At 73.0% G+C, this 16,705-nt stretch carries 17 protein-coding genes and 1 pseudogene; 17 read left to right on the forward strand and 1 reads right to left on the reverse strand.

What is annotated here, in order from left to right; all coding sequences use genetic code 11:
• Positions 1–185: 185 nt before the first annotated feature.
• Complete coding sequence (ffh, locus tag J7W19_RS23525) at positions 186–1,733, forward strand: signal recognition particle protein (RefSeq protein ID WP_004944885.1); 1,548 nt, start codon at positions 186–188, stop codon at positions 1,731–1,733.
• A gap of 96 nt (positions 1,734–1,829) precedes the next feature.
• On the opposite strand, the gene J7W19_RS23530 is transcribed toward ffh, so the two are convergent.
• Positions 1,830–2,654 carry a class I SAM-dependent methyltransferase gene (locus J7W19_RS23530; protein ID WP_078588027.1) on the reverse strand — a complete coding sequence of 275 codons (825 nt, stop codon included), beginning with the start codon at positions 2,652–2,654 and terminating at the stop codon, positions 1,830–1,832.
• Positions 2,655–2,940: 286 nt separating this feature from the next.
• On the opposite strand from J7W19_RS23530, the gene proS reads away from it, so the two are divergent.
• The 16 genes and pseudogenes from proS to dprA all read left to right on the forward strand — a co-directional run bounded on the left by proS (position 2,941) and on the right by dprA (position 16,522).
• Positions 2,941–4,356: a proline--tRNA ligase gene (proS, locus tag J7W19_RS23535; protein WP_004944877.1), complete on the forward strand. Its 1,416-nt coding sequence runs from the start codon at positions 2,941–2,943 to the stop codon at positions 4,354–4,356.
• Positions 4,357–4,594: 238 nt separating this feature from the next.
• Positions 4,595–5,185 carry a hypothetical protein gene (locus J7W19_RS23540; RefSeq protein WP_004944874.1) on the forward strand — a complete coding sequence of 197 codons (591 nt, stop codon included), beginning with the start codon at positions 4,595–4,597 and terminating at the stop codon, positions 5,183–5,185.
• 205 nt (positions 5,186–5,390) lie between these two features.
• Positions 5,391–5,828, forward strand: a complete 438-nt coding sequence (gene rpsP / locus J7W19_RS23545) for a 30S ribosomal protein S16 (RefSeq protein ID WP_004944872.1) — start codon at positions 5,391–5,393, stop codon at positions 5,826–5,828.
• Positions 5,829–5,830: 2 nt separating this feature from the next.
• Positions 5,831–6,070 carry an RNA-binding protein gene (locus J7W19_RS23550; protein ID WP_004944869.1) on the forward strand — a complete coding sequence of 80 codons (240 nt, stop codon included), beginning with the start codon at positions 5,831–5,833 and terminating at the stop codon, positions 6,068–6,070.
• 109 nt (positions 6,071–6,179) lie between these two features.
• Positions 6,180–6,755, forward strand: a complete 576-nt coding sequence (gene rimM / locus J7W19_RS23555) for a ribosome maturation factor RimM (RefSeq protein WP_040889789.1) — start codon at positions 6,180–6,182, stop codon at positions 6,753–6,755.
• Positions 6,755–7,570, forward strand: coding sequence for a tRNA (guanosine(37)-N1)-methyltransferase TrmD (gene trmD, locus J7W19_RS23560; protein ID WP_004944865.1), 816 nt, complete (start codon positions 6,755–6,757; stop codon positions 7,568–7,570). Before rimM ends, trmD begins: the two co-directional genes overlap by 1 nt.
• 133 nt (positions 7,571–7,703) lie before the next feature.
• Positions 7,704–8,054 carry a 50S ribosomal protein L19 gene (gene rplS / locus J7W19_RS23565; protein WP_004944863.1) on the forward strand — a complete coding sequence of 117 codons (351 nt, stop codon included), beginning with the start codon at positions 7,704–7,706 and terminating at the stop codon, positions 8,052–8,054.
• 45 nt (positions 8,055–8,099) lie between these two features.
• Positions 8,100–8,924, forward strand: coding sequence for a signal peptidase I (gene lepB / locus J7W19_RS23570; protein ID WP_078588026.1), 825 nt, complete (start codon positions 8,100–8,102; stop codon positions 8,922–8,924).
• Between the two features lie 37 nt (positions 8,925–8,961).
• Positions 8,962–10,011 (forward strand): annotated as a pseudogene (lepB, locus tag J7W19_RS33130) (signal peptidase I); the annotation flags it as partial.
• Positions 9,944–11,020, forward strand: a complete 1,077-nt coding sequence (gene lepB, locus J7W19_RS23580; protein ID WP_078588024.1) for a signal peptidase I — start codon at positions 9,944–9,946, stop codon at positions 11,018–11,020. The pseudogene lepB (J7W19_RS33130) and the gene lepB (J7W19_RS23580), both read left to right, overlap by 68 nt.
• Before the next feature lie 208 nt (positions 11,021–11,228).
• Positions 11,229–12,020, forward strand: a complete 792-nt coding sequence (gene lepB, locus J7W19_RS23585; RefSeq protein WP_040889786.1) for a signal peptidase I — start codon at positions 11,229–11,231, stop codon at positions 12,018–12,020.
• Positions 12,013–12,519, forward strand: coding sequence for an NUDIX hydrolase (locus J7W19_RS23590; RefSeq protein WP_004944842.1), 507 nt, complete (start codon positions 12,013–12,015; stop codon positions 12,517–12,519). Before lepB (J7W19_RS23585) ends, J7W19_RS23590 begins: the two co-directional genes overlap by 8 nt.
• A 39-nt stretch (positions 12,520–12,558) precedes the next feature.
• Positions 12,559–12,867: a DUF2469 domain-containing protein gene (locus tag J7W19_RS23595; RefSeq protein WP_004944840.1), complete on the forward strand. Its 309-nt coding sequence runs from the start codon at positions 12,559–12,561 to the stop codon at positions 12,865–12,867.
• A gap of 93 nt (positions 12,868–12,960) precedes the next feature.
• A complete protein-coding gene (locus J7W19_RS23600) occupies positions 12,961–13,320 on the forward strand; it encodes a YraN family protein (RefSeq protein ID WP_004944830.1) in 360 nt (119 codons plus the stop codon).
• A complete protein-coding gene (locus tag J7W19_RS23605; RefSeq protein ID WP_004944827.1) occupies positions 13,320–14,981 on the forward strand; it encodes a YifB family Mg chelatase-like AAA ATPase in 1,662 nt (553 codons plus the stop codon). Before J7W19_RS23600 ends, J7W19_RS23605 begins: the two co-directional genes overlap by 1 nt.
• Positions 14,982–15,217: 236 nt before the next feature.
• Positions 15,218–16,522, forward strand: coding sequence for a DNA-processing protein DprA (dprA, locus tag J7W19_RS23610; RefSeq protein ID WP_078588028.1), 1,305 nt, complete (start codon positions 15,218–15,220; stop codon positions 16,520–16,522).
• Positions 16,523–16,705: the final 183 nt, after the last annotated feature.

Below are 16,705 nucleotides of genomic sequence, written 5' to 3' on the forward strand. Positions count from 1 at the left end.
CCGGACGGGCTGGAAACCCAGCCCGTCCGGCGATTGAGGACAACCGCGCGGAGCGCGGTTTCGGGGTCTGGGGCGTCAGCCCCAGGAAACGGTGAAAGGGCGGGACCGGGGCCACCCCCACCGGAGGTGCGGATACCCTGGAGGGCGATTCCCACCGCCCCCGACCCCGAGGACCGACGAGCGCCGTGTTCGATACCCTTTCCGATCGCCTCGCAGCCACCTTCAAGAGCCTCCGCGGCAAGGGGCGCCTGAGCGAGGCGGACATCGACGCCACCGCTCGCGAGATCCGCATCGCCCTGCTGGAAGCGGACGTCGCCCTCCCGGTCGTCCGGGCCTTCATCAAGCAGGTCAAGGAGCGCGCCACCGGCGAAGAGGTCTCCAAGGCCCTCAACCCGGCGCAGCAGGTCGTCAAGATCGTCAACGACGAGCTGGTCGGCATCCTCGGCGGCGAGACCCGCCGCCTCCGCTTCGCCAAGACCGCCCCCACCGTGATCATGCTCGCGGGTCTCCAGGGTGCCGGTAAGACGACCCTCGCCGGAAAGCTCGGCCTCTGGCTGAAGAACCAGGGGCACAGCCCGCTGCTGGTCGCCTGTGACCTCCAGCGCCCGAACGCCGTCAACCAGCTCAGCGTCGTCGCCGAGCGCGCCGGGGTGGCCGTCTACGCGCCGCAGCCGGGCAACGGCGTGGGCGACCCGGTGCAGGTCGCCAAGGACTCGATCGAGTACGCGAAGTCCAAGGTCCACGACATCGTCATCGTGGACACCGCCGGCCGCCTCGGCATCGACGCCGAGCTGATGCAGCAGGCCGCGGACATCCGCGACGCCGTCAACCCCGACGAGACGCTGTTCGTCGTCGACGCGATGATCGGTCAGGACGCCGTCAACACGGCGGAGGCGTTCCGGGACGGTGTCGGCTTCGACGGCGTCGTGCTGTCCAAGCTCGACGGCGACGCCCGCGGTGGTGCCGCGCTCTCCATCGCGCACGTCACCGGCAAGCAGATCATGTTCGCCTCCAACGGCGAGAAGCTGGACGACTTCGACGCGTTCCACCCGGACCGCATGGCGTCCCGCATCCTCGACATGGGCGACATGCTCACCCTGATCGAGAAGGCCGAGCAGACCTTCAGCCAGGCCGAGGCCGAGAAGATGGCGGCCAAGCTGGCGAAGGGCCCCAAGGAGTTCACGCTCGACGACTTCCTGGCCCAGATGGAGCAGGTCCGGAAGATGGGCTCCATCAGCAAGCTGCTGGGGATGCTGCCGGGCATGGGGCAGATCAAGGACCAGATCAACAACCTCGACGAGCGCGACGTGGACCGCACGGCCGCCATCATCAAGTCGATGACGCCGGCCGAGCGCCAGGACCCGACGATCATCAACGGCTCGCGCCGGGCGCGGATCGCCAAGGGTTCGGGTGTCGACGTCAGCGCGGTCAAGAACCTGGTCGAGCGCTTCTTCGACGCCCGCAAGATGATGTCGCGCATGGCGCAGGGCGGCGGTATGCCGGGCATGCCGGGGATCCCCGGGATGGGCGGCGGCGCCGGCAAGAAGAAGAAGCAGCAGAAGCAGGGCAAGGGCAAGCGGCAGAGCGGCAACCCGATGAAGCGCAAGGCGGAGGAGCAGGCCGCCGCCGCGCGCCGGGAACAGGCGGCGGCGGGCAACCCGCTGGGCCTGCCCGCCGGCCAGGACCCGAAGAACTTCGAACTCCCCGACGAATTCAAGAAGTTCATGGGCTGAGTCCGGAGTCGCGTCCGAACAGGCCCCCGGTCCGCGGCCGGGGGCTTTTCCCATGCCCCCGGCTGCCCCGGCGCGTCCCGCCGTTACCCGCCGCCGCTACACGCGTGCGATGAGATAGCGGAACACATTCGGCATCCAGACCGTGCCGTCGCCGCGCAGATACGGGTGGACGGCCTCGGTGAGTTCCTTCGACACCTGCTCCTGGTCGGTGGTCCGGGTGGCCGCGTCGAAGGCGCCCGTCGAGAGCAGCCCGCGGACCGCGCTCGCCAGATCCGCGTAGCCGTACGGGCAGGCCACCCGCCCCGAGCCGTCCGGCCGCAGCCCGGCCATCCGGGCCAGGTCCTCCAGGTCGTCCCGGCCGCTCGGCCGCCAGTGCGCCGCGGTGGCCATCGGGTCGGCCAGCCGGGCCGCGACCCGCAGCGCTCCCGAGGCCGCGCAGCGCTCCGGCGGCCCCCAGCCGGCCAGCACGACCGGCGCCCCGCGCCGCGCCCGGGCGGCGGCCTGGCGCAGCGCCTCCGCCATCTCCCGGGCGCCGCCGCCCGCGCAGTAGAGCGGGTCGAAGGCGGTGACGAGGGTGAACGGGGGGTCCGCGGGATCCACGACGCAGTCCACACCGCCGTGTCCCAGCCGGACGGGCACGCTGGAGGGGTGGGCCGCCAGCCGTTCCCGGGCGAGGTCGAGCCGTCGTTCGTCCGTGTCGATGCCGCTGACGGTGGCTCCGCGGGAGGCCGCCATCAGCAAGGCGAGTCCGGATCCGCAGCCCAGGCTCAGCAACCGGGTCCCGTCATCGACTTCCAGCCGCTCGTAGACCGCTTCGTACAGCGGCACGAGCATGCGTTCCTGGATTTCCGCCCAGTCGCGGACCCGCGACCGGGGCGGCGACGGGGACGGCCGGTGCCGTCGCACGAGCGTTGGTGTCATCGCATGCGCCCCAATCCGCCGAATTCGGTTTCCTGACCGAAGTGCCGCCCCCCATGTGCTGTCGTGCGCGCGGTTGTGCCGAACCGCCCCCCAAGCCAGGGAACCCCGCATCCGCCCGGGAGTCCAGGGGGTACGGCGAGAACTTCCCCCACCGCCCAAGATGGCATGTGCCGCGCCGGACCGCATGAGATGAATACCCAGCCGCAAACCCTGAACGGGCCGACAACGCGGGGTTGCGGGCGGACGGATTCACACTCGGCCCGACCGGGCCCGTACCATTCGCACCATGGCAAAGGCTCCCATTCTCACTCCGCAGGCGGAAGACTTCCCGCGCTGGTACCAGGACCTGATCAACAAGGCCGAACTGGCCGACAACGGCCCGGTGCGCGGCACCATGGTCATCCGCCCGTACGGCTACGGGCTGTGGGAGCGCATGCAGCAGGAGATGGACGCCCGGATCAAGGACGCGGGCGCCTCCAACGCGTACTTCCCGCTGTTCATCCCGCAGTCGTACCTCACGCGCGAGGCCGAGCACGTGGAGGGCTTCGCCCCCGAGCTCGCGGTCGTCACGCACGGCGGCGGCAAGGAGCTGGAGGAGCCGGTCGTCGTCCGGCCCACCTCCGAGACGATCATCAACGAGTACTTCTCCAAGTGGGTGCAGAGCTACCGCGACCTGCCCCTGCTGATCAACCAGTGGGCCAACGTGGTCCGTTGGGAGATGCGCCCCCGCGTCTTCCTGCGCACCAGCGAGTTCCTCTGGCAGGAGGGCCACACGGCGCACGCGACGTACGAGGACGCGCGCGACTACGCGGCGCGCATCCACCGGGACGTGTACTACGACTTCATGGTCAACGTCCTGGGCATCGACGTGGTCCTCGGCCGCAAGACGCCCAAGGAGCGCTTCGCCGGCGCGATCAACACCCTCACCCTCGAGGGCATGATGCGCGACGGCAAGGCCCTCCAGATGGGCACCAGCCACGAGCTCGGCCAGAACTTCGCCAAGGCGTTCAACACCTCGTACCTGTCCAAGGACGGGCAGCAGGAGCTGGTCTGGCAGACCTCGTGGGGCGTCTCGACCCGCATGGTCGGCGGTCTGATCATGTCGCACGGCGACGACAGCGGCCTGCGCGTCCCGCCGCGCCTGGCGCCGGTGCAGGCCGTCGTGCTCGCGATCAAGGGTGACGACGCCGTCATCGCCAAGGTCCGCGAGATCGGTGACCAGCTCAAGGCGGCGGGTGTCCGCGTCCAGGTCGACGACCGCACGGACACCCCGTTCGGCCGCCGCGCGGTGGACTGGGAGCTCAAGGGCGTTCCGGTCCGCATCGAGATCGGTCCGCGCGACCTGGAGAACGGCACCGCGATGCTCGCCCGCCGCATCCCCGGAGGCAAGGAGCCGGTGCGCATCGAGGACCTGGTGACGCTGCTGCCGAAGGTCCTGGAGGAGGACCAGGCGCTGCTGCTGAGCCAGTCCCGCGAGCGCCGCGAGCAGCGCACCTCGGACGTCTCGACGCTGGAGGAGGCCGCCGAGGCCGCCGTGGCCGGCGGCTGGGCGCGGATCCCGTGGTCGGTGCTGGGCGCCGAGGGCGAGGCCAAGCTGGCCGAGCAGGCGGTGACCGTGCGCTGCCTGGTGACCGAGGACGGCGGGGTGCCGGAGACGGACGACGCCCCGGGCGCGCTGGCCATCGTCGCGCGGGCCTACTGAGGGCACGGGTACTGCCTGTTTACGAGCCGGGGCGGAACTGACGCACGAGTCAGTTTCGCCCCGGCTTGCGAACAGGTGCGCGTACTTCTGCGGCTTCTCCGTACTTCTGTGCAGATCGGGGCACCCGCCCTCGACGCGGCGGGTGGCCCGGTATCGCAGGGATACTGACTGGTACGTGCAAATTATTTGGGATGGCCCGGTATCGGAACACCGGGCGGTCCCGACTCGTTGTCACGACGTGAGCACGACACCACCTGTTCTCGCCGCAGAACTGGCGCAGGCGTGGGCCGACATTCAGCGGTTCCACCCCGAGCTGCCGGATCTCGCCGCGCCCGAATCGTTGATCGGGGAGTCGTCGTCCGCGTGCGGCGCCGAGCTCTCCTTCGAAAGGCTGCTGCACGAGGCAGTGCACGGCATCGCGGCCGCCCGCGGTGTCCGGGACACCTCACGCGCCGGCCGCTACCACAACCGCCGGTTCCTGGCGATCGCCGAGGAGCTGGGCCTCGACCACAGTGACGAGCCGCATCCCAGCAGCGGCTTCTCCCTGGTCGTGCTCAACCCGGAGGCGCGCCGCCGCTATCGCGCCACCATCGACAGACTGCAGCGCGCCCTCAAGGCGCACACGATGGCCACCGCGGCCGACACCTCGCGCACCTTCCGCGGGCCCGCCGCCCGGCACGGTTCGTCGGGCGGTGGGGTGCGGGTCAAGGCCGTGTGCGACTGTGGGCGGAACGTCCGCGTGGTGCCGTCCGTGCTCGCCCAGGCGCCGATCATGTGCGGGGGCTGCGGCCAGCCGTTCCGCATCCCCGAGGCGATGTCCGTGGGGTGACGCGGGCCCCGGCCGGCGCCCTCCGGCCGGGGTCGGGTGATGTTCGTGCGCCCGGGCGCGTATGGCACAATGGGGGGCTGTACTCGACAGTCGTACAGGACCCCTCTCTCCTCCGGCTGACGCGTCCATCGGGCACTCCGAGTACCGCAACCCCACGTGGCATCTTGTTGTGCCCACCACGTCAAGACCAGGAGACACCACTCCAGTGGCAGTCAAGATCAAGCTGAAGCGTCTGGGCAAGATCCGTTCGCCTCACTACCGCATCGTCGTCGCCGACTCCCGTACCCGCCGTGACGGCCGGGCCATCGAGGAGATCGGCCTGTACCACCCGGTGCAGAACCCCTCGCGCATCGAGGTCGACTCCGAGCGTGTCCAGTACTGGCTGGGTGTCGGCGCGCAGCCGACCGAGCCCGTCATGGCCATCCTCAAGGTCACCGGCGACTGGCAGAAGTTCAAGGGCCTCCCGGCCCCGGCCCCGATGCTGGTGGCCGAGCCGAAGAAGGACCACAGCGGTCTCTTCGAGTCCGTCGTGAACGCCGCCGGCGAGTCGAAGGGTGAGGCCATCACCCCGAAGGCGAAGAAGGCGGAGAAGAAGGACGAGGCTGCCGACGCCGCCGAGTCCGCTGAGTCGACCGAGGCCTGAGCATGCTGGAGGAGGCCCTTGAGCATCTGGTCAAGGGCATCGTCGACAACCCCGACGAGGTGCAGGTGGCGTCACGCACCCTGCGCCGCGGGCGCGTGCTGGAAGTCCGGGTCCACCCGGACGACCTCGGCAAGGTGATCGGCCGCAACGGCCGTACCGCCCGAGCGCTGCGGACCGTCGTGGGCGCCATCGGCGGCCGGGGCATCCGCGTCGACCTTGTCGACGTGGACCAGGTTCGCTGAACGGGCGGCAGGCATCGGCACGGGCCGGGAAGGGATCCCCTTCCCGGCCCGTTGTCGTGTGGGAGGGGCGTTCCGGGGCGCCCCAGGATCGTGGAGAAGGAACGGAATCGTGCAGCTCGTAGTGGGCAGGATCGGCCGCGCCCATGGCATCAAGGGCGAGGTCACCGTCGAGGTGCGGACGGACGAGCCGGAGCTGCGGCTCGGCCCGGGCGCCGTGCTGGTCACCGACCCCGCCGGGGTGGGACCGCTCACCGTCGAGAGCGGCCGGGTGCACAGCGGGCGGCTGCTGCTGCGGTTCGCCGGCGTCCCCGACCGGACGGCCGCCGAGGCGCTCCGCAACACCCTCCTGATCGCCGAGGTCGACCCGGACGAGACCCCCGAGGACCCCGACGAGTTCTACGACCACCAGCTGGTGGACCTGGACGTCGTCACCGTCGACGGCACCGAGGTCGGCCGGATCACCGAGATCGCCCACCTGCCGTCGCAGGACCTCTTCATCGTCGAACGCCCCGACGGCGGCGAGGTGATGATCCCCTTCGTCGAGGAGATCGTCACCGAGATCGACCTGGAGGCGCAGCGCGCCGTCGTCGACCCGCCGCCCGGACTGCTCGACGCCGAGCAGGCCGTGATCGCCGGCAGCCGTGACGAGTCGGCCGACGCGTCGGGTAGCGAGGGTGACCGCTGATGCGCCTCGACGTCGTCACGATCTTCCCCGAGTACCTCGAGCCGCTGAACGTCTCGCTCGTCGGCAAGGCCCGCGCCCGCGGGCAGCTCGACGTCCGCGTCCACGACCTGCGGGAATGGACGCACGACAAGCACAACACCGTCGACGACACCCCGTACGGCGGCGGCCCCGGCATGGTGATGAAGCCCGAGCCGTGGGGCGAGGCGCTGGACTCCGTCGTCGGCTCCGGTTCCGGTGCGGACGCGCCGACGATCATCGTGCCCACGCCTAGCGGCCGGCCCTTCACCCAGGAGCTGGCCGTGGAGCTGTCGGCCAAGCCCTGGCTGGTCTTCACCCCCGCCCGCTACGAGGGCATCGACCGCCGGGTGATCGAGGAGTACGGCGAGCGGTTCGACGTCCGCGAGGTCTCGATCGGCGACTACGTGCTGGCCGGCGGCGAGGCCCCGGTCCTCGTCATGGTCGAGGCCATCGCCCGGCTGCTGCCCGGGGTGCTCGGCAACGCCGAGTCGCACCGCGACGACTCCTTCGCCCCCGGCGCCATGGCGGGCCTGCTGGAGGGCCCGGTCTACACCAAGCCACCGGAGTGGCGCGGCCGGGGCATCCCGGACGTGCTGGTCAGCGGCCACCACGGGAAGATCGCCCGCTGGCGCCGGGACGAGGCGTTCCGCCGTACCGTCCTGAACCGGCCGGATCTGATCGAACGCGCCGACCCCGCGTCCTTCGACAAGAAGGACCGCGAGATGCTCTCCATCCTCGGCTGGGCCCCGGGCCCCGACGGCCGATTTGGGCGAGTGGCCCCCGACGTGGAAGAATAAGCCGTTGCCTTGCGTCCGGCGCGCGCCCCTGCCACAGGGGGAACGACGTTCGCCGGGGGCAGTACGGCACTCCTTTCACTTTCCGCACGCATTCCGCCGATGACCTGTGGCATCGGCGAGGAAGAGACGACTCATGTCCTCCCTGCTCGACAACGTCAACGCCGCGTCGCTGCGCACCGACGTCCCGGCCTTCCGTCCCGGTGACACCGTGAACGTCCACGTCCGCGTCATCGAGGGCAACCGCTCCCGCATCCAGCAGTTCAAGGGTGTCGTCATCCGCCGCCAGGGCGCGGGCATCAGCGAGACCTTCACCGTCCGCAAGGTCTCCTTCTCGGTCGGCGTCGAGCGCACCTTCCCGGTCCACAGCCCGATCTTCGAGAAGATCGAGCTCGTGACCCGCGGTGACGTCCGTCGCGCCAAGCTGTACTACCTCCGTGAGCTCCGCGGCAAGGCCGCGAAGATCAAGGAGAAGCGCGACAACTGAGCTTCCGCCCGGCGTCCCGGTCCGGCCGGATAGGCTCTCGGACCGATGGACACCGACGCACAGCTTTCGGAGCGCGACCGCTCTCCCCACCCCGAAGGGGGCGAGGAGCAGCGGTCGCGTTCTTCGCGTATACCGGGCCGTTCGGGGCTTGCCGGACTGCCCCGGCGGGCCTGGCGGTGGCTGACCGGCGGCGGGCCGCTGCGGCGGGCGGGGGTGCTGCTGGCCTGCTGCCTGGCCTTGGTGATGCTGGTCGGCGCGTATGTGGTGCAGCCCTTCGTGATCCCTTCGGCGTCGATGGAGAACACCCTGCGGCCGGGCGACCGGGTGCTGGTCAACAAGCTGGCCTACCGCTTCGGCGACGGGCCGCGGCGCGGGGACGTGATCGTCTTCGACGGCCTGGGGTCGTTCGTGCAGGAGGAGCCGGCCGAGAACGCGGTGACGAAGGCCGTGCGCAAGGTCGCCTCTTCGGTCGGCCTGATGCAGCCGGCGCCGACGGACTACGTGAAGCGGGTCGTGGGGGTCGGCGGGGACCGGGTGGTGTGCGACCACCGGGGGCGGCTGTCGGTCAACGGCCGTGTGATCACCGAGGACTACCTCTTCCCGGGGGACACGGCCTCGCGGGTGCCCTTCACGGTGGTGGTGCCGGAGGGGCGGCTGTTCGTCCTGGGGGACCACCGCAGCGCGTCCCGGGACTCGCGCGACCACCTAGGGGAGCCGGGCGGCGGCATGGTCCCGGTCGACCGGGTGATCGGCCGGGCGGAGTGGATCGGCTGGCCGCTCGGCCGGTGGACCGCGCTGGACCGGCCGGACGCCTTCGACGACGTGCCCGAGCCGCGCGGCCACGGCGGGGGTGCGCGTGGGGCACCGTAGGGGCGGGCCCCGGTGGCGGCGGGGCGCGGGGGCGGGCGTGCGGTACGGGCGGAGGCGCCTGCGGTACGGGCGGAGGCGGCCGCGGTACGGGCGTCCCCGTGCGCGGTACGGACCCCGGCCGCCGGGCCCCGCGCCGGGCGGGCCTGGCGGGCGGGCGGCGCGTCGGCTGGCGGCGCGGCGGGTGCGGCGGAACCGGCGGAGGTCCCTGGTCACCGAGATGCCCGTGCTGCTGTCGGTGGCGCTGCTGATCGCTCTGCTGCTGAAGACGTTCCTGGTGCAGGCGTTCGTCATCCCGTCCGGCTCCATGGAGCAGACGATCCGGGTCGGCGACCGGGTGCTGGTCGACAAGCTGACGCCCTGGTTCGGCGACCGGCCGGGCCGGGGGGACGTGGTGGTGTTCAAGGACCCGGGGGACTGGCTGGGGGAGGCGGGGGTGCCCGCGGAGGGATCGGCCGGGATCAGGGCGGGGCGGCGGGTGCTGTCGTTCATCGGGCTGCTGCCCTCGGCGGGGGAGCAGGACCTGATCAAACGGGTGGTCGCGGTCGGCGGGGACCGGGTCAAGTGCTGTGACGCGAGCGGCAAAATCATGGTCAACGGTTCGCCGGTCCGCGAGCCCTATGTGCACCCCGGAAACCCGCCCTCCGAGCTGATATTCGACGTACGGGTGCCGCGCGGGCGGCTGTTCGTCCTGGGGGACCACCGCTCCGACTCGGCCGATTCGCGGTTCCACCTCGCCGATCCCGGGCACGGTACCGTCCCGGAAGACCTGGTCATCGGCCGTGCCATGGTGGTCGCCTGGCCGCCGGGGCACTGGCGGCCGCTGTCGAGGTGACGAGGCGGCGGCGGTTTCCCGGTGCCACCTGGCCCGCTCCGGAGGGCGAGGACGTTCCGGGGCGTGCGGGGTGAACGGGATGATCCGGACCCCGACCCCTGTGGAACTCCCGCTCGTTAAGGGAGTGGCGGGCCTGCGGCGGATGGCGACAGGCGACAGCGCGGAGTGAGGAGTGGATGTGGGGGATGTGGCGGTCGGCGCCCGGTCCGGCCATGGAGAGCCCGAGAAGCGCCCGGACGGTGCCGGGGACCCGGCTGCGGGGCAGCGGGTGCCCCCGTCGCCTTCGGTGCCGCCCTCGCCTTCGTCGTCCCCTGGGTCCCAAGGGCCCCATGAGGGCCCCGGAGGCCCCCCACCACCGGAGGATCTCGGCCGGACTCCGGAGGGGCCGGGGGGTGGCGATCTGCCGGAAGGCCAGGAGCCCGGAGGTTCGGTGCCGTCATCGAAGGGCGGCAAACCCGGTAAATCGGGGAAATCCGGGAAGCAGCGGTCCTTCTGGAAGGAACTGCCGATCCTGATCGGTGTCGCGCTGATCCTCGCGCTCTTCATCAAGACGTTCCTGGTGCAGGCGTTCTCCATCCCCTCCGAGTCGATGCAGGACACCCTCCAGCGCGGTGACCGGGTACTGGTCGACAAGCTCACCCCCTGGTTCGGCGCCGAGCCCGAGCGCGGCGAGGTGGTCGTCTTCCACGACCCGGGAAGCTGGCTCAGGGACACCCCGGGCGAGCAGTCCGGACCGGTGGGCAACGGGGTGCAGAAGGTCCTCAGCTTCGTCGGGCTCATGCCGTCCGCCGGGGAGAAGGACCTGATCAAGCGGGTCATCGCGGTCGGCGGTGACAAGGTCGAGTGCAAGGGCGGCAACAACCCCGTCGTCGTCAACGGCAAGGCGCTCGACGAGCCGTACATCTTCCCGGGGGACACCCCGTGCAGCGACAAGCCGTTCGGGCCGGTCACCGTGCCCAAGGGCAAGCTGTGGGTGATGGGCGACCACCGGCAGAACTCGATGGACTCGCGCTGGCACCAGGACGAGGACGGCGGCTTCGTGCCGGTGGACGACGTCGTCGGCCGCGCGATCGTCGTCGCCTGGCCGCTGAACCGCTGGGCGACGCTGCCCGTACCCGACACCTTCGACCAGCCAGGTCTCGGCGCTGCCGCCGCCGCGGCGCCCCCGGCACTGGGCCTCGCGGGGGCCGTCCCGCTGGTGCTGTGGCGCCGGCGCAGGCTGCTCGCCACCCGCGCCCGTGCCGCCTCCGCCGTGCGGGACTGACGGCACGGTCCGGCCTTCCGGGCCGACGGCGAGGCTCCCGGGCCGGCGGCGTGTTCCGGCGCCGCCGGCCCGGCGGCGTGTTTCAGCCCTCCCCGCCCCGGCCCCTCGGCCGCCCGGCCGGGAGGGCTGACGCCGTTCCCGTACCGCGGGTAGGGTGCGATTCCGTGCCCCGGCGCGGGGAGCGGATCTTCTACGGGTGGGGGACGCGATGGGCGGAGCGGAACGCGGTGGTCCGGGACGTGCCGGCAGGCTGGTGTCCGGGATCGCCGTGGCCCTCGGCGCCGTCCTCTTCCTCGGCGGCTTCGCGTGGGCGGCCCTCGTCTACAAGCCGTACACCGTCCCCACCGACTCCATGGCGCCGACCATCGCCCGCGGCGCCCGCGTCCTCGCCCAGCGGATCGACGGGGACGACGTCCGGCGCGGCGACGTCGTCGTCTTCCACGACAAGGTGTGGGGCGACATGGCCATGGTCAAACGCGTGGTGGGGGTCGGCGGCGACACCGTCGCCTGCTGCGACCGGCGGGGGCGGATGACCGTCAACGGCACCCCCGTCGAGGAACCGTATCTGCACGGTGGCGGCCCGGCCTCCAGTGATTTCTCCGCCACCGTGCCCAAGGGGGAGCTGTTCCTGCTCGGCGACCACCGCGCCGACTCCGTCGACTCCCGCTTCCACCTGGGCAAGGACCAGGGCGCGATCCCGCGCGACGCGGTGAGCGCGCGCGTGGACGCCGTGCTCTGGCCGGCCGGTGACCTGGGTGTGCTGTCCCGTCCCGCCGCGTTCGGCGCCCTGCCGGGCGGCACGTCGCGGCCGGGACCGGTGCGGCTGCTGGCCGTCGCCGTCGTGGCGGGCGCGGCGCTCATCCTGGGAGGTGCGGCGTACGGGCCGCTCGCCCGCCTGCTGACGCGGCGGAGGGCTTCGGGCGGCCCGGCGTCGGGTGGGCCCGCCTCCGGCGGGAAGGCTTCGGGCGGAACGGGAAGGGCGGTGGCGCCTCGTGGCTGACGCGGCAGGCACCGGGGGAGCCCGGCGGAGGGCGGCCCGCGTCGTCCTGCTCGACGCCCGGGACCGGATCCTGCTGCTGCACGGCTTCGAACCCGCCGACCCCGGGCGGACCTGGTGGTTCACCCCGGGCGGCGGGCTGGAGGGCGACGAGGGCTGGGAGGCGGCGGCCCGCCGCGAGCTCGCCGAGGAGACCGGGATCACGGAGATCGAGCTCGGCCCGCCGCTGTGGCGGCGCACCTGCTCGTTCCCCTTCGACGGCCGCCGGTGGGACCAGGAGGAGCGCTACTACCTGGCCCGCACCCGGCAGTCCGGCGCCTGGACCGGCGGCGGGACCGAGCTGGAACGCCGCAGTGTGACCGGACTCCGCTGGTGGACCTGCGGTGAACTCCTCGCCACCCATGAGACGGTGTATCCGACCAGGCTCGCCGAGCTGCTGAGCACGCTGCTCCGAGACGGTCCCCCGCAGGTGCCGGTGCGCCTGGAGACGGAACGCGCCTGACGCACAATGGGGGGACGCACGGCTGAAGGGGAACATGCCATGAGCGCCGAGGACCTCGAGAAGTACGAGACCGAGATGGAGCTGAAGCTCTACCGGGAGTACCGCGACGTCGTCGGTCTGTTCAAATACGTGATCGAGACCGAGCGGCGCTTCTACCTGACCAACGACTACGAGATGCAGGTCCACTCCGTCCAGGGCGAGGTCTTCTTCGAGGTCTCGATGGCGGACGCCTGGGTCTGGGACATGTACCGGCCCGCCCGCTTCGTCAAACAGGTGCGGGTCCTGACGTTCAAGGACGTCAACATCGAGGAGCTCAACAAGAGCGATCTCGACCTTCCGAGTGGCTGAGTTCTCCACAACCGGCGGGTTGTCCACAGCTTTCGACCAAGATCCCCCACTTCCGCCCGGAGGCCGCACCGTCGGTCCCGGGAGGTGGTGCGGATGGACGCGCGACGGGCGCTCGGGCGCTACGGGGAGGACCTGGCGGTACGCCGGCTGACGGAGGCCGGGATGAGGGTGCTGGCCCGCAACTGGCGCTGCCGCGAAGGCGAGATCGACGTGGTGGCGCACGACCGCGACGCGCTGGTCGTGTGCGAGGTGAAGACCCGTAGGGCGGGGCCGTACCAGCATCCGATGGCGGCCCTCACGGCCGCCAAGGCCGAGCGGCTGCGCCGGCTCGCGGGGCGCTGGCTGGAGCGGTACGGCGGCCCGCCGCCGGGCGGGGTCCGCATCGACCTGGTCGGCGTGGTGCTCCCGGAGCGGGGCGCCCCCGAGGTGCAGCACGTCAAGGGGGTGGCGTGATGGGCTTCGCCCGGACGTGCTCGGTCGCCCTGGTCGGGGTGGAAGGGGTGGTGGTCGAGGTCCAGGCCGACCTCGAACCCGGCGTCGCCGCCTTCACCCTCGTCGGGCTGCCCGACAAGAGCCTCTCCGAGAGCCGTGACCGCGTGCGTGCCGCCGTCGTGAATTCCGGGGGCGAATGGCCGCAGCGGAAACTGACGGTGGGCCTGAGCCCCGCCTCTGTCCCCAAGGGCGGCAGCGGTTTCGACTTGGCGGTCGCCTGCGCGGTGCTGGGCGCCGCCGAGCGGATCGACCCACGGCGGATCGCCGACCTGGTGATGATCGGGGAACTGGGCCTGGACGGCCGGGTCCGCCCGGTACGGGGTGTGCTGCCGGCCGTCCTCGCGGCGGCGGACGCCGGGTACCGGCAGGTCGTCGTCCCCGAGCGCACGGCCGCCGAGGCGGCGCTGGTGCCCGGTGTCGCGGTGCTCGGCGTGCGCAGCCTCCGCCAGCTGGTGGCCGTCCTCACCGACGAGCCCGTGCCCGAGGAGGAGGATTCCACGGCGGAAGGCCGTCCCGACCCGCTGCTCGCCGGGCTCGCGGTGCCCGGCGCGGGTCAGGGCATGGGCGTGGGCGCGGCGGTCGGCGGGGACGGCGGGCACGTGCCCGACCTCGCCGAGGTCGCGGGCCAGCGGCGGGCACGCCGGGCGCTGGAGGTGTCCGCCGCCGGGCGGCACCACCTGTTCCTGCTGGGCCCGCCGGGCGCGGGCAAGACCATGCTCGCGGAGCGGCTGCCCGGCCTGCTGCCGCCGCTCACCCCGGAGGAGTCGCTGGAGGTCACGGCGGTCCACTCGGTGGCGGGCACGCTCCCGGCCGGCCGGCCGCTGGTCGCCCGGCCGCCCTACTGCGCCCCGCACCACTCGGCCTCGATGGCCTCGCTGGTCGGCGGGGGCTCGGGGATGCCCCGGCCGGGCGCGGTGTCCCTGGCTCATCGCGGAGTGCTTTTTCTGGACGAAGCGCCCGAATGTTCCCCTCGCGTCCTCGACGCCCTCCGCCAGCCGCTGGAGTCGGGGCATGTGGTCGTGGCCCGCTCGGGCGGGGTGATGCGGCTCCCGGCCCGGTTCCTGCTGGCCCTGGCCGCCAACCCCTGTCCGTGCGGGCGGCACGGGCTGAGCGGGGACGGCTGCGACTGCGCGCCCCGGGCCGTACGGCGCTATCTGGCCCGCCTCTCCGGGCCGTTGCTCGACCGGGTCGACCTCCGGGTGACCGTCGAACCGGTGGCCCGCGCGGAGCTGGTGGGGCTCGGCCGGGGCGCCGAGAGCACCGAGACGGTCGGCGCCCGGGTGCGGGCCGCCCGTGAGCGGGCCGCCGCGCGGTACGCGGACACGCCCTGGCGCACCAACAGCGAGGTCCCGGGGCACGAACTGCGCACCCGCTGGCTCGTCGAGCCGGAGGCCCTGCGGGAGGCCGAGCGGGACATGGAACGCGGCCTGCTCACCGCGCGGGGGCTGGACCGGGTGCTCAGGGTCGCCTGGACCGTCGCGGACCTCGCGGGCCACGCCCGCCCGTCGGCGGACGACGTGCGCCAGGCCCTGGAACTGCGCACCGGCGTCCGGCGGGGCGTGGCGGGGGCCGGGGTTGGGGTCGGGGTTGGGGTCGGGGCCGAGGCCAGGGGGACGCTGTGACGGGGGTGTGGGACGTGGACGGTGCGGCGGACGGTACCGCGGCCGTCGGCCGGGGAGACGTGACGGGAGGTTCCGCGAACGGCTTCCGAGGCGGTTCGGCGCATGGCGTCATGCCGGGCGTCCGGGACGGATCGGCCGGTGACCCCGGAGACGGCGCCCCGGGCGGCATGGCCACCGGAACCGCCCATGGCGGCCGGGGCGGTGGGTCGGCGGCCGGTGCGCGGGGCCGTCCCGGGATGGCTGCCTGGAACGGATCGGCTGCCGGGAACGGGTCGGCGGCCGGGGCGGATCGGTCGGCGGCCACCGCCGGGAGGGAACGCGCGGGATCCGGTACCGGCGCGGGAGGGGCGGGATCCGGTACCGGCGCGGGAGGGCACGACGAGGAACGGCTGGCCCGGGCCGCGTTGACGCGGCTCACCGAGCCCGGGGACGAGGTCGTGGGGCGCTGGTTACGGGAGTTGGGCGCTCCCGCGCTGGTGCGCGGGCTCGTCGGGGACGGGCCGGCGCCGAAGGGGGCCCGGAGCGAGCGGCTGGCCGGGTGCCGGGCCCGAGCCGCGACCCTGGACCCCGCGGGCGATCTCGCCGCGGTGGCCCGGCTCGGCGGGCGGTTCGTCTGCCCCGGCGAGCCCGAGTGGCCGACGCAGCTCGACGACCTCGGGGACGCCCGGCCGCTCGGCCTCTGGGTGCGGGGCCCCGCCGACCTCCGGCTGTGGGCCCTGCGGTCCGTGGCCGTGGTGGGCGCCCGGGCGTGCAGCGACTACGGCTCGCACGTGGCGGCCCTCCTCGGCGCCGGGCTCGCCGAGCGCGGCTGGGTGGTCGTCTCCGGCGCGGCCTACGGGGTCGACGGCGCGGCCCACCGCGGGGCGCTGGCCGCCGGCGGGGCGACCGCGGCCGTCCTGGCCTGCGGAGTGGACGTGCCCTACCCGCGCGGCCACGCCCAACTGCTGGACCGGATAGCGGAACAGGGCCTCGTCCTCGCCGAACTCCCGCCGGGCGGCCACCCCACCCGCAGCCGGTTCGTCCTCCGGAACCGGGTCATCGCCGCCCTCACCCGTGGAACGGTCGTCGTGGAGGCGGAGTACCGCAGCGGGTCGCTCGTCACGGCGCGCCGCGCCCGGGCGTTGGGCCGGCACACGATGGGCGTCCCCGGCCCGGTCACCTCCGGCCTCTCGGCCGGCGTGCACGAACTGCTGCGCGAGGGCGCCACACTGGTGACCGACGCCGACGAGGTCGCCGAACTGGTGGGCGCCATGGGCGAGCTGGCGCCCGAACGTCGGGGCCCCGCCGTTCCCCGCGACCTCCTCGCCCCCGAGGCGGCGGCCGTGCTGGACGCCGTCCCCGGCCCCGGCGGCGACACCGCTCGGATCGCCCTCAACGCCGGGCTGAGCAGGGACACCACCCTCGGCAGGCTCTACGAACTGCACGGCCTGGGCTTCGTCGCGCGCCGGGGCGACCGGTGGCGCCCGGTCGCCCGGGCGTCAACATCCGTCCCCTCCAAGCCCCTCGGACGGCGCCCCCCGATGCGGCGAGGCGGTTCTTGACCTGGGGCGATCGGGTGAAAGGGTTAAGGACATGACCGCCAAGACAGCGGTGACCCCGGCGGCCCCGGCGCCGGGCCGCGCCCCCGCCGGGCCCCGCACGGTCCCGGTGCACGGCCGCCGGCCGAGAGCACGGCCGGTGGATCACGGCCGTGCGGACCGCCGTGCGGGCCCAAGGAGTCCGGT

Origin of the sequence: Streptomyces mobaraensis NBRC 13819 = DSM 40847, from assembly GCF_017916255.1 — a bacterium.
GTDB lineage: Bacteria > Actinomycetota > Actinomycetes > Streptomycetales > Streptomycetaceae > Streptomyces > Streptomyces mobaraensis.